Origin of the sequence: Clostridium sp. DL-VIII, from assembly GCF_000230835.1 — a bacterium.
In the GTDB taxonomy this organism is placed as follows: Bacteria; Bacillota; Clostridia; order Clostridiales; family Clostridiaceae; genus Clostridium.
Map to the genome: position 1 here is coordinate 3,415,397 of NZ_CM001240.1, position 12,972 is coordinate 3,428,368.

Annotated in this window: 12 protein-coding genes and 2 pseudogenes; all 14 read left to right on the forward strand. The window is 25.5% G+C overall.

All coding sequences use genetic code 11. The annotated features are described in order from the left end of the window. Nucleotides 1-311 precede the first annotated feature (311 nt). Complete coding sequence (locus CDLVIII_RS15760) at nt 312-800, forward strand: hypothetical protein (RefSeq protein ID WP_009170440.1); 489 nt, start codon at nt 312-314, stop codon at nt 798-800. A 186-nt stretch (nt 801-986) separates the two neighbouring features. Beyond that, nucleotides 987-3,428, forward strand: coding sequence for a hypothetical protein (locus CDLVIII_RS15765; RefSeq protein WP_009170441.1), 2,442 nt, complete (start codon nt 987-989; stop codon nt 3,426-3,428). 103 nt (nt 3,429-3,531) lie between these two features. Next, a complete protein-coding gene (locus CDLVIII_RS15770) occupies nt 3,532-4,161 on the forward strand; it encodes an ADP-ribosyltransferase (RefSeq protein WP_009170442.1) in 630 nt (209 codons plus the stop codon). A 30-nt stretch (nt 4,162-4,191) separates the two neighbouring features. Continuing rightward, nucleotides 4,192-4,587, forward strand: coding sequence for a hypothetical protein (locus CDLVIII_RS15775; protein ID WP_009170443.1), 396 nt, complete (start codon nt 4,192-4,194; stop codon nt 4,585-4,587). Nucleotides 4,588-4,657: 70 nt separating this feature from the next. Continuing rightward, entirely contained in the window at nt 4,658-5,035 is a 378-nt protein-coding gene (locus CDLVIII_RS15780) for a 1,4-dihydroxy-6-naphthoate synthase (RefSeq protein WP_009170444.1), read from the forward strand. Next, nucleotides 5,022-5,228: a hypothetical protein gene (locus tag CDLVIII_RS15785; RefSeq protein WP_009170445.1), complete on the forward strand. Its 207-nt coding sequence runs from the start codon at nt 5,022-5,024 to the stop codon at nt 5,226-5,228. The genes CDLVIII_RS15780 and CDLVIII_RS15785 overlap by 14 nt, the downstream gene beginning before the upstream one ends. Before the next feature lie 278 nt (nt 5,229-5,506). Next, nucleotides 5,507-6,052 (forward strand): annotated as a pseudogene (gene spo0A / locus CDLVIII_RS15790) (sporulation transcription factor Spo0A); the annotation flags it as partial. A gap of 1,275 nt (nt 6,053-7,327) precedes the next feature. Next, a complete protein-coding gene (locus CDLVIII_RS31375; RefSeq protein ID WP_009170447.1) occupies nt 7,328-7,498 on the forward strand; it encodes a hypothetical protein in 171 nt (56 codons plus the stop codon). Nucleotides 7,499-7,629: 131 nt separating this feature from the next. Then, the gene (locus CDLVIII_RS15795; RefSeq protein ID WP_009170448.1) at nt 7,630-7,830 is read left to right on the forward strand and encodes a hypothetical protein; all 201 of its coding nucleotides are present in this window, start codon (nt 7,630-7,632) and stop codon (nt 7,828-7,830) included. 164 nt (nt 7,831-7,994) lie between these two features. Continuing rightward, a pseudogene (locus CDLVIII_RS32080) lies at nt 7,995-8,132 on the forward strand (sporulation initiation factor Spo0A C-terminal domain-containing protein); the annotation flags it as partial. A gap of 1,135 nt (nt 8,133-9,267) precedes the next feature. After that, on the forward strand, nt 9,268-10,563 hold the full coding sequence (gene uraA, locus CDLVIII_RS15800) for a uracil permease (RefSeq protein ID WP_009170449.1): 1,296 nt from the start codon (nt 9,268-9,270) through the stop codon (nt 10,561-10,563). Between the two features lie 239 nt (nt 10,564-10,802). After that, the gene (locus CDLVIII_RS15805) at nt 10,803-11,000 is read left to right on the forward strand and encodes an alpha/beta-type small acid-soluble spore protein (RefSeq protein ID WP_009170450.1); all 198 of its coding nucleotides are present in this window, start codon (nt 10,803-10,805) and stop codon (nt 10,998-11,000) included. Nucleotides 11,001-11,371: 371 nt separating this feature from the next. After that, nucleotides 11,372-11,974: a thioester domain-containing protein gene (locus tag CDLVIII_RS15810; RefSeq protein WP_009170451.1), complete on the forward strand. Its 603-nt coding sequence runs from the start codon at nt 11,372-11,374 to the stop codon at nt 11,972-11,974. A 335-nt stretch (nt 11,975-12,309) separates the two neighbouring features. Continuing rightward, nucleotides 12,310-12,939 (forward strand): histidine phosphatase family protein, encoded by a 630-nt coding sequence (locus CDLVIII_RS15815; RefSeq protein WP_009170452.1) that lies wholly within the window; start codon nt 12,310-12,312, stop codon nt 12,937-12,939. The last annotated feature ends 33 nt before the right edge of the window (nt 12,940-12,972 follow it).

Consider the following 12,972-nt stretch of genomic DNA (forward strand, 5'->3'; position numbering starts at 1 on the left):
TACGTATGATAAGTAAAAATGAATAAATTTATGAACATATAAAGCTTTGATAATTGTAAATATTATGTTATAATATCAACTATATTCTAAAAAGTAAAATTATATACACTTAATTTAAGTATATTATTAATATTTCATAAAGTCAATAAAAAATTATTGAACGTTAAGCGAAAAATAAAAAGTTGTTCTTCTAACTAGATTGTAATAGATATACATAATCAGAATCTATTTCTGATGTGTTCTTTGATTTATATATCAAAGAAAAGCAAACGCATAAATAAATTATTAAAAACAATTTAGGAGGAATAAAAATGAATAACAAGTTATTAAGAAAAGAAGAAGAGTTTAAAGACTACATGAAAATTGATTTGAAAATTTCAGTTGAAAGCAAAAATTATGTGAAACTAAACATTATTTTTGGTGAGAATAATAATGTAGTAATAAACGAAAAACCAATAGAAGTAGAATATATCGAGAATACTAGCCACGAGTTAATGACAGAAGACTTATTGGAGGTAAATAGTAAATTTGAAGATGAGGTTTATAAAGAGTTTTATGATTCATTAGACAATGAAGTTAAAAAATTATGGAATGAAATATTTGATAGAACAATGAAATTAGATACAGAATATAAGAAGTATAACAAAGAAGCAAAACTATTATTAAATTATGAATACATTGATACAATAGAATTACAATGTTTTTTAACAAGTGAAGATATAGATTTTATAAAAAAAGTAGATGATGATACCTATGAAATTCTTATAGGTGATGAAGTTTTTTCGATAAAGTTTATTTAAGGTTGAGGGATGTTATTAATTTAGTTTATAATTTATATTTATATTGTAGAGGATAGAACCTTTTTTATGTATTAAAATTTATGAAATTGCATTTATGTACTAATATGATACAATAATTGTTGAAGAAACATGGCTTGTTTAACTTTGAAAATTGAGTATTTCTAGAAGTGAGAGGAATAATATATCATGGGAAAATTAAACAAATTAAGACCATATGTTAATAAAATGATTATATCTACATTTATATCATCAATTATTTTTTTTATGTTAGGAAATACTATAGATACAATTAGATATTTTATCTGTATATCTATAGTATATTTTTTAATATTTATAAACTTTAGTATTAAAAAAAGTCTAGATATGTATAAATCACTTATATCAATCATAATTGGTAATATAATCTCATTTGTAATAATAAAAAAATATTTTAGTTCTAATTATGATTTGTCGTTAATTGATAACATAGTGCTAGGTATTTTAGTAGCGATTACTATAAGTGCATTAGTGGCTATTTGTGTATTATATATAAACAGAGATGAAGATACAGATAATAGAAAATTAATGCCTAAAAGAGAAGCTGATTTAGAAAGATTATTGAAGTATTTAAATACATTTAATATTGTAAGTATAAATTCAAAGTGGGGAGATGGAAAATCTTTTTTGGTAAATCAACTTAAAAAACGTGTAGCTGATGAGTATGAAATTATTGAAATAGATATTTTATCTTGTAATCTTAATGAATTGCAATTGATTTTAATAAATGAAATTGAAAAAATTATGTATAAGAATAGAATTTTATCTAAGTATTCAAAAAAACTAAAGGATTTTTTGAGTAAAGAAGTAAGCTTCCAAAAAGTTTGGAGTATATCTTTCTCAGAAAATTTCTCTTATTCTGAAATAATAAAAGGATTTGGCGTTGAATTAAATAAATTAAGTAAAAAAATACTTATAATATATGAAGATATAGATAGAATTTCTGATGAAAAAATTATAAAAAATATATTTGCATTATCAGAAAAACTTTCTGGTAAGAACATAAAAATTTTATACCAATATGATGAAAAAAACTTAGAAAAAATTGGATTTAAGGATAATTATTTAGAGAAGTACATGCCGTATAAAATGAATTTAACTGAAATGAATTTTTTTGAAATTCTAAAATTTAAATTAAATGAAAGTAATATAGATGAAGAGATATTGAGTTTAAATGATTTTGATTTTCTAAAAGAATATAATCAAATAAGTAGATTTATAATTTTAAGAGATAAATTTAATTTTAATGAATTAACTATTTCCAAATTGAATAATTTTAGCATTAGAAAAATTGAACATTTCATAGGGGAAATAAGTATAGCTTTAAATGACTATGTTTATAGCAGAGCAAAAGAAACTGTAATAGGTTTGTTTTTTGTAAAGCATTTTCTTATTGAGATATATAGACAATTTAATGTGCAATTTAGCGTTTTAGATACAATTAAATTTAAATTTGAAGAAGATGAATATACAATTTTAGAATTAATATCAATGTATAATTCGCATTTATTGGATGAAAATCAAGTTGAAAAAATAGTTAATAACTACCAAAATCAGTTAAATTATTTTGTGTTGAGGATATTTAATTACAATATACAAGAAACAATGGATTCGGATAGCGACGAGGAACGTTTACGATTAATAAATAATGAACCAATTGAAAATTTTAAAGAAAGAATAGAAAATGAAGAAAAAGATAGAGTTATTTGGAATTTATTAGAGAGTGGTAAATCAAAATATACAAATTATGAAAATCAATCAAATAAATTGATTAATTTTGTGTTGCTTAGAGATGAAGATGAACGAGTTAGTGCGTTTAAGGAATTTAGAAAATATATGTTTCATTTGGATAGTGATGAAGTTGATAACGAAACTACACAATTATTTGGAGTTTCATGGTTTATTGAATTATTCAAAGGGTTTAATCTCAAGGAGGTAAGTGAAGAAAATCGAATTAGGCTGATAGATTTATATTTTGAAGTTGAAAATATAAGGGAAATTAGTGTTGAGTTTATTGAAACTATGAATTATTGCCCGTTAATAACAAAAAGCGAGTATATTCATATTTTGGGGAAATTCAATAAATTAGAAGTAGTAGGGAATTTAAATAGTGAAGAAAGTTTTTTGAATTTTTTGAAAAAATATATAAGAGCATTATCTCATTCTAAAATCGCATATTGTAATACTTATGATTATAGCTATACTCTTACACGAGATACAATTAAAGGAAATGAAAAAATTATATTAAGAGAACTTGAAATGCTAATATTTAACATAAATGATATGAAAAATAATATTAGTAGTAAATTAAATATTAAACAATTAGAAAATGAACTTGAGACAATTATAATTTTTGCGAAAAAATTGATACAGATAATACAGTTTAAAACACCATACAATTATGAAAGAGGACTTAAAATTAAGACCAATAGCAAACTTATAAACATAAATCAATCTGAGTATGATAGATTAAAAGTTATATTGGAAACAGAGAACAGTAATATTGTTAATGATGAGGTCAATAGGAGTTATTTAGATGGAAAAATAACTTTATATGAGATAGATAAATTGATAAAAAGTGATATGAAATAAATAAAAGCTAAATATTCATATGAAAAAGGCATATGAACTCGTAAAAGTTTAATTTTATAAGTAGGTTGTCATAAAAAATATATTCAACTCGGAGGTAGTGTTATTGTTAAATAACAAAGCATTTAAAGAATTTTCAACAGAAGATGAAGCTAAGGAGTGGGTAAACGAAAATTATGGTCAGTGGTTAGAAAAGATTCAAATAACCCAATATAGTTATGCAAGTAAAAATGTTAGTGATTTATTATCTGGTTATTCTGGAAATATGGATAGAGTATACAATCAAATGTTAAGAGGAAAGAGAGAATTTCCTAAAAGCCAAAGTAAAGAGTTTATAGAAAACATTAATATAATTAACAATGCAATATCAAAATTGAAACTTAAAGAAAACATTCAAGTGTGGCGTTGGACTTCCAAAAATGAATTTAAAAAATTATTTGAGAATGCTAAAATTAAAAAGGGTCATACTTTCATAGATAAGGCATTTATGAGCACAACACTAGTATCTGATTTGCTTGAAAATTTTGCTAAAAGCCGTAAGTATGATTGTTTACTAAAGCTGTACTTACCAAAAGGAACAAAAGGAGCATATATTGATTTCTATGACAAGTATCATTTGTTAAATGAATGTGAATTTTTGTTGCCAACTAATACAAGTTTTGTTTTTCAAAAGAAATTCTTTAGTTTTAAATATATGAAATGGATATATGAGTGTTATCTAGTTGGACAAGATTAACTCGCTTCAAATTTAAAAAGGGGAATTTACATGAAGAAAATTCAATTACCTAAATCAACAAGTCAATGTAACGAACAACCGCATATTGAGATGAAAAATAGTCAAGTTATAATTAAGTATTTATATGAAGATGACTTTGAAGAGATAAGTAGTCTAGTGTCAATTAAATTCAAAACAGTCTATAGTTTCACATATACTGAATGCGAGTATATAAATACTTTGGATTATTCTTTTGGGTTAATAGAAGTTGATAATTCAAAAATGAAAAGTGATTTACTAACATCTTGGCAATTAAGAAATAGACCTATTGATGAAGCGTTTGGCGGAGAAGTAGAAAAGATAAAACATTATAGGTTATATTTTGATGAATATGGTATGTACGATATTATATGTAAAGGGATTGAGATTGAAGAAGAAATCAAATAAAAGTTGAAATTTCACAAGGGATTTTAGATAACATATGAAAATATGATTATAATTATAGAGGTATAACAATATGAGTATGTATGATAACTTATACTGCAAGATATTTATTGATACTGATGAAGAGAGGGAAAAGGTACTTAATTCAATTAAAGACATTGTTTCTGGTGCTATAGAAAGATGGACGATTATTTCAGAGTCAATGGAAATAGAATTAAGAAAAAATGAAGAATTTAATAAAAGGGAAATATCAAGAAAAGAAGATGGTTTCTTTTATTCGAGGTATTATCTTGATATAGAACCAAAGGAAAACATAGAACAAGAAGAGTATATTTTCGGAATAGCAATCCTACTAGAAAATTTATGGTCAATAGGATATAAGGCTGTTGCTTCATGTGATTTTGAAAATGAATTACCTAGAAAAGGTGGTTATAGATGTGAACAAAGATAATATGAATTTAACAATTGAAGAAGCTTATAAATCAATGGTGAATTTTTTAGAGAAATATTATCAAAGAACTAATTCAGTTGATATTGGTGGGTTATTAGGAGATATAATGCTTATAGGTGAAGGGATAACAGCAGACACGGCATCTTGGCATGATTGGCTTGAATCAGTGGAAAGAATAAAGAGTGAAAAATAGATAAAGGAAAATGGCAAGAGGACTTAGTATAAGTTTTACTAGGTTCTTTTTTATTTTATCCTAAGAAGCTGTATTAGTTGCTCTTATAATATAGCAATAATAAGAAATATTAGTTAGTGGAATTATTCGGAATTTAATTTATATAAAAATAGATATATTGGTAGTTTATCAGTTGAATTACTTATAAAAAAGCTATATAATAATAGCAACTAATATCTATAAGTTATACCAACTAATATTAGGAAAAACTATATAATTTTAGAGTGAAAAATTTAATAGATAAGATTACTCAACAAGCAATAACTCTTGGTGCAGATTATTATACTGTAAAGCCTTTTGATATGGAAGTGTTTACAAAGAGAATAAGAGAAATGTTCAGTAATAATATAACTAGAGAAACGTCAATTAGAAGTTCATATCAATCATCAACAATGATGTCTTCAGTATCAGAAACTAAATCAAAAGCACCTGTAGATTTAGAAACAGAAATAACAAACATAATACATGAAGTAGGTGTTCCGGCACACATAAAAGGATACATGTACTTAAGAGAAGCTATAACTATGGTAGTAAACGATATGGAGCTGTTATCAGCAGTAACAAAGGAATTATATCCATCAATAGCTAAAAAGTATAATACAACAGCTTCAAGAGTTGAAAGGGCTATAAGACATGCGATAGAAGTAGCATGGGGCAGAGGCCAAATAGAAGCTATTAACAGACTATTTGGGTATACAATCCACAATGATAAAGGCAAGCCAACAAATAGTGAATTTATAGCTATAATAGCTGATAAATTAAGACTTAAGAATAAAGTTAGCTAATTTGACCTCATGGTACCATTTAGCAGAAATCTTATGTCGATAAACATAATAAAAATCGCTATAAATTTTACTGATCTATGTATATAACTATTAAATTGAATTATTAGGTAAACACCTTTTGTATATTGTTTTAAAGACTAATATACAAAAGGTATTTTTGTTTGCCAAGAATTATAAAAAAATCAAAACAAATAATGGATTAAATTCAAGATTTTTTTGATTATTGGAGTTACAAAAATTTAGCTGTTAAAACAATTAAGTTATACGTTAAAACTTAATATAGTTTAATTCAAAAGTTACAGCAAATGGTTGAGAAATAAAAAGGACAACCTGTTTCTTGACAAGCCATCCTGAATACTGTGTTATATATATTATTATTTTAGGGGAAATAATAATTCTTAAATATTTTATGATTTCATTATATTATTGGTTTGTGACAGTATTATGACAAATATATTAATTCAATATTAAATTATAAATAAAAAGGATAACCCATTAAAAGAGCTATCCTTTTTACTGTACTGTGTGTGTTAAGGGAAAAATAACGATGAAAAAACTAAATCATTATTATAGTCTTATTATAAGAGACAATTGTTACGGTATTATAATAAGTTCGTTAAATTTATATAAACTTTATATTAAAAAATAAATAAAAAAAGGATAGCTTATCAGGGAGTAATAAGTTATCATGAGAATTATGTCATGTTTATTAATGAAGATTAATAAATGAGAAAAAGATTTAATAGCAGAAAAGATAGAAGAACATTATCGTAAAGTTGATAAGTATGATAATAAAATTGAAATATTAGAGAAATTATTTGAAAATAAAACTTTTGTTATTTGAAAAGGATTCTAATTTAATTTGAAAGAATTAATAATCATTATTAGTATATATTAAATATTTAATAATGGTATATTATTGCATAAATGAAATTAGTAATAATAATGAGCATTCCTAAGTCTATTAGAAAACATCTATATTTACAAAGTAAGAGGAGTAGCGTGGAATCTTTATTGCTCCTATTTTTAAAAAAACCAATAAATCCGATAAAAACAGTATTGTATAAAATATGAATTTATGATAATATTAATTTACACATTAAGCTAACAGCAATAGCGTTAGACTCCTAAGATAATTACAATATATTTTTTCTTAAACATTAAATTTAAATAAGGATAGTTAAAAGCAAAATTTTTACTATCCTTATTTTAAAAGTGAAGCTGATATCATTTACATAAAATAATATATTATTGATAAAGTGAGGTGAAATAGATATGGGAAATTTAATGAAGATTAACTTGTATGCTGAATACGAAAGTAAAAAGAAAAATGAACTTAATTTACAGACAGTAGAAGAAGTCATTAAAAAATATAACAGTTGGTTAAAGAAAACAAATGTAGAGGATAAGATAGAAAGCTATGAAGAATTCTTACAAGCTCAATGATTATTTTTAAGAGTAGTAGACAGTAGAAATATTGTTTATTACCCTTATTTTTTTATTTCTATATTTACACAAGAACATAAGTTCGCTATAATGATGTATATAATATTCAATTAATAGGGGGCAAGATAATAATGGATAAAAATATTTATGAACTATTAAAAGATATCGAATTACATTCGGATAATATTAATAATTGGGAACAAATAACAAATGCTTTTGTTAATGCTATCAAAAGAAAGGGGCTTACCAAAGAACAGGTTGTAGAAATGAATAATAGGATATTAAAAGAAGTTAGTGAAGAAATGAGAAGTGAAAAGGAAATATATTTATAATGCAGCAATTTATTACTGTAGTAAACAAAGATATAGTATTACATAAAAAGTATGTCCAGCAAAGTGATATATTTGAAACCAACTGATCAAGTTCAGTTTTATTAAGAAAAATTACTATAAAATTATAATAAATTTGTTTTATTAAAAGTTTTAAAACCTAGTAAGCATGGGAAAGAAAACGAATGGGATAAACTAACAGATTGTTTAGATATACAATTCATAATTATAAAGGCAAGCCCCCAAATAGTGGATTTATAGCTATAATAGCTGAGAAATTAAGACTTAAGAATAAAGACATCTAATTTGACCGAGTGGTTATGAAATTCGTCTTTAAGCAATATACCAATAAAGTCATTAGTTTATTGGTATCAGAATATGAAAGCATAAATTTTAAACCTATAAATATGTAAATAGAAACACTTTTAATATATTGATTTTTTGATTTTTAACCAATATATTAAAAGTGTTTTTTTGTTACTTAAAATTTTAACAAAATCAAAATGATAAATAATATTATAGTAAATTGCTTGTAAAAACTATACGAAAAGATATTTAAGGTTTGAGTGTTTTAGTATGTCTATAATTCAAATGGTTAATAAAAAACAGCTTATTGGGGTAATAAGCTGTTACATATAAATATTTCTAATAGGAAATATAAATGAAAAAAGTTTATCATGTAGATAATTATAAAATATAATTGTTATGATAAGATAAAAAATATGTTAAGCTTTAGATAACATTTAAATATAAGAAATTATAATTATGATTGATTATAGGTATATTTTATTCTGTTTTGCACACAATAATTATGAAAGAGGTGATTCTCATGGACAATGATTTTAATAATAATATTCTAGGATTACTCCGAAAATAATTTTAAAGTCCCATAAGTACACTCATCTTTCTGAAAAGATAAAGCTAGGGTTTCAATAGTCCCTAGCTTTATTCACTTTACATCTCTATCATTATTGATTTTTCTATAATCTCAAAACTAAATTAAAAATTAATTATCAAGAATGATAATACTTATATATAGGGAAGTTAAGAAAATATAAGTAGGTTTTAATAGATGTGTTTATTCAAATCATTGTGTATTTTAGTTTTATACATCTTTGAGTAAATTTGTATTAGATAATAAATAATTGTATAAAAAATGAATGACTTACTTAGGGGAATAAGTCATTCAAAAAAAGTAAGTTAATAAGGGGTAAATAATATTTAACTACTTTTCAATTATATTATACCTTCAATATTCCAGCGATGTCAATATTAAGAGAAATTATAACAATAAAATTTTAGTAAAATTACATGATTTTGCACTATTAAAGATATTACTTAATATTTTCGTAATGTTATTGACAAAGTCTATATATTTATGTTACCTTGTGTAAGGCATACTTTTAATTTAGTTCAGAGAAACTAAGAAGGGGGAAAAAAATGATAAATAATGAAGTATTAGAAAAGCAAAATGAATTTATAGGACTTACAGAAAATATCTCTTTGAAGAGGGCAATACCATTAAGCTTTCAACATATGTTTGCAATGTTTGGATCATCGGTTCTAGTGCCCCTTATCTTTAAAATTGACCCAGCGACTGTTTTGTTTTTTAACGGTATAGGGACATTATTATATGCATTTCTTACTAAAAAGAAAATTCCAGCTTATTTAGGATCAAGTTTCGCATTTATATCACCAGTGTTACTTTTATATAGCCAAGGTTATAATTTCGAGACCATACAAGGTGGCTTTGTGGCAGTAGGTGTACTTTTCTCAATAATAGCATTAATTATTGGATATGCAGGAATAGGATGGATTGATAAATTGTTTCCACCAGCAGCAATGGGGGCTATAATAACTATAATAGGTTTAAGTTTAGCCAATACTGCAGCCGATATGGCAGGTTTTCCAGTAGGAGGAAGCAATACTCAGACATTAAACGTTCCTTGGGTAATTGTATCTATGATAACACTAGTTACAGTAGTTTTATGCAATGTTTTATTGAGAGGTTTTTTAAAGATTATACCTATATTAATAGGTGTAGTAGTAGGGTACATTTCAGCATTATTCATGGGATTAGTTGACTTTAGCACAGTAAACAATGCGAGTTTCATTTTACTCCCTAATATTAAAATTGCTCATTTTGATATAAATGCAATTTTAACAATAATACCAGCTACGTTTGTAGTAGTAGCGGAACATGTTGGACACTTGAAAGTTACTGGAAGCATTATGGGAAAGGATTTAACAAAAGATCCAGGTCTTCATAGATCTTTACTTGGAGATGGATTATCTACTATTATCTCAGGAATGTTTGGTTCAGTACCTACAACAACTTACGGTGAAAATATTGGAGTTTTAGCATTAACTAAGGTATATAGTGTATATATAATTTGTGGGGCAGGATTAATTTCGATAATTTTAGGATTTTCGGGTAAGATGTCAGCGCTTATTAGTACAATTCCAACGCCTGTTATAGGAGGGATTAGTCTGCTATTGTTTGGAACAATTGCTACTTCAGGTCTTAGAACTTTTATTGAAGAAAAAGTTGATTTTTCTAAATCTAGAAATTTAATACTTACATCAATAATATTTATTGTTGGGTTAAGTGGAATAAAATTAACTTTAGGAAGTACTGAAATAACTGGAATGGGACTAGCTACTTTAGTGGCCATGGTACTAAGTATATGTTTTATGATTTTCGATAAATTAGGAATAATGAATGAAGCAGAATAAAATATCTGTACTTTATCATAAGATAATGTAGTTTATAATTTAATAAAATTAAATTATTAGGATTTATAGAGAATATGCAGGATGTTGCATATTCTCTTTTTTATAAAGAAATATTGTCTAAAGGAATCTAATATCACATTTTAATGTCACTTTTGGGAATATTTTAATAGAGTATTTTAAAAAATGATGGTTAATATATTATTGCCAGGCAAAATTAAATTTAAGGGAGGAAGATAGATATGGCTTCAAATAATAACAGAACTTTAATTCCAGAAGCAAAGGCAGGTTTAAACAGATTAAAGACTGAAGTTGCTTCAGAAATAGGATTATCAAACTATGAAAGCACAGACAAAGGAAACCTTTCTTCAAGGCAAAATGGAAGTGTTGGAGGAGAAATGGTTAAAAGAATGATAGAAAGTTACGAACAAGGCCTATAAAAACCTAGGTTGATAAGCCAAATCTCCAAAAAATGTACTAGAAGCATTTAAAGATGCCAGGTATCTTTGAAATGACATAACTTAGTGAAATTTGTGAGATAAAATACTAAAGAAGTATTTTAAAATTTAAAATAGTTCACTCTCATGAATTTCAAACCTTTTATAAAGATGCCCTGTAAAGTCGATTAAATTTATGCTGAGAAGCTAAATAGACTATACAGGGTATTTTATTATTAAGTAAATTTATAAATAGACAAAACTAAAATGTATAGCGAAATTATAAATAATTAACTTTTTAAGTTAATTTTGAATATATTGAACAATTTAAACGAAAACTATTTCTAAATAGATATATAGGAGGAAATGATATTATGAAAAGACTTATAAAATTTTTAAGTTATTTAATAAGCGTTACTATACTCATGGGAATTATAGTTGGAGCTGATGTCCAAGAATCTTTTAAAGTTATTACAGATAAGACTCCATTATATACAATTCAATATGATGGATATGATCTCACTGCTGGAAGAATTAGAATAGAAGGAAGTAATAATGTTGTATATTGTTTAGAGATAAATAAGAATTACCCATCAGGTCAAACTTTTAATACGCCTGAGGCCCTTAGTGAAAATATTAATAATATAGTTGCAGCAGGATATCCTAACAGGTCTGTAGCTGAATTAAATCTAGATAATGAAAATGAAGCATATTTCGCGACACAAATAGCAATATGGAGTGGAATGGAGGGGTATGATGTTAATAAAATGAAAGGAGCCAATCCTAAAATATTAGAAGCTATAAAAAATATATATCTTGATGGCATGAGTGGAAAATATGCAAATAAAATAAGAACTAAAGCTTATAAAACAAACGATGAGTCCATTCAAGAGATAATTACTGTGTATTATGATGATCTACTATCAGAACAAAAAGGAGAATCAATACAAAAAGAATATCCACCTCAAGAAGGATAATATATAATTATTTATAAATTAGAAATAATAAGTGATAGGTTTAAGAATAAATGGATTTAACGAGAGTTGCTTTTGTAATTTAATCTTTTATTCTATACTTATCACTTTTAATTTATAAATATAAAGATATTTGCGTAGTTTGACATATATACATTAAAATGGTACGCTTTTTTTATAGTGTGTATAATTATAGTATGTACAAGCTTTTTGAGCATCTTTTAACAAAAAGCTTTATTTTTAAAGAAGATTACAAAGCTAATATAAAGGATCAAATTTATACAATTATATCTGAAAGCTATAATGTATATAAATTATTTAAAAGAAAGAGGTAACATATGAAAACAACAGTACTGCTTATAAGGCATGGAGAAACAGAATGGAATACTTTAGGCAAGTTTCAAGGATGTACAGATATCGCGTTATCTGAGAATGGTATTAAACAAGCTAGATTGTTAAATGATAGGATTAGGGGAAATTTCGATTGTATTTATGCAAGTCCGTTAAGCAGAGCACTTGAGACAGCTAATATATTAGTAGGAAATACCAGTAAAGAAGTGATAATAGCGCCTGAAATAAGAGAAATTAATTTTGGGGAGTGGGAAGGTCTTACAGTGAAGGATATAAGAGAAAAATATCCAGAAGTTTTCAAGACTTGGAGAACTGATAAAAAGGAAAGCAAAATTTGTGGAGGAGACTCTAGTATTCTTAATGCTTCTAATAGAGCTAGAAACTGCATACTTAATATAGTTTCAAAACATAAAGGAGAAAAGATAGTAATTGTTGCTCATGGAGGGATTATTAAGGCAGGCCTTATAGGAATATTTGAGTGGGATATGACTATGTATCATAAGATTGCACTTGGAAACACATGTATTAACACAATTGTTTTTAATAAAGAGTTAGGTCCATCATTAATAGGATTAAATGATACTAATCATCTAGATTATGATGCAAAAACTGTATAGTTTAATAATTTTTCATTATGTAAGGTATACTTG

Bases quoted from the DNA above. Each gene is read 5' to 3' on its own strand.
- CDLVIII_RS15760 (WP_009170440.1), top strand. From the start codon at position 312: ATGAATAACAAGTTATTAAGAAAAGAAGAAGAGTTTAAAGACTACATG.
- CDLVIII_RS15765 (WP_009170441.1), top strand. From the start codon at position 987: ATGGGAAAATTAAACAAATTAAGACCATATGTTAATAAAATGATTATA.
- CDLVIII_RS15775 (WP_009170443.1), top strand. From the start codon at position 4,192: ATGAAGAAAATTCAATTACCTAAATCAACAAGTCAATGTAACGAACAA.
- CDLVIII_RS15780 (WP_009170444.1), top strand. From the start codon at position 4,658: ATGAGTATGTATGATAACTTATACTGCAAGATATTTATTGATACTGAT.
- CDLVIII_RS31375 (WP_009170447.1), top strand. From the start codon at position 7,328: ATGGGAAATTTAATGAAGATTAACTTGTATGCTGAATACGAAAGTAAA.
- CDLVIII_RS15795 (WP_009170448.1), top strand. From the start codon at position 7,630: ATGGATAAAAATATTTATGAACTATTAAAAGATATCGAATTACATTCG.
- uraA (WP_009170449.1), top strand. From the start codon at position 9,268: ATGATAAATAATGAAGTATTAGAAAAGCAAAATGAATTTATAGGACTT.
- CDLVIII_RS15805 (WP_009170450.1), top strand. From the start codon at position 10,803: ATGGCTTCAAATAATAACAGAACTTTAATTCCAGAAGCAAAGGCAGGT.
- CDLVIII_RS15810 (WP_009170451.1), top strand. From the start codon at position 11,372: ATGAAAAGACTTATAAAATTTTTAAGTTATTTAATAAGCGTTACTATA.
- CDLVIII_RS15815 (WP_009170452.1), top strand. From the start codon at position 12,310: ATGAAAACAACAGTACTGCTTATAAGGCATGGAGAAACAGAATGGAAT.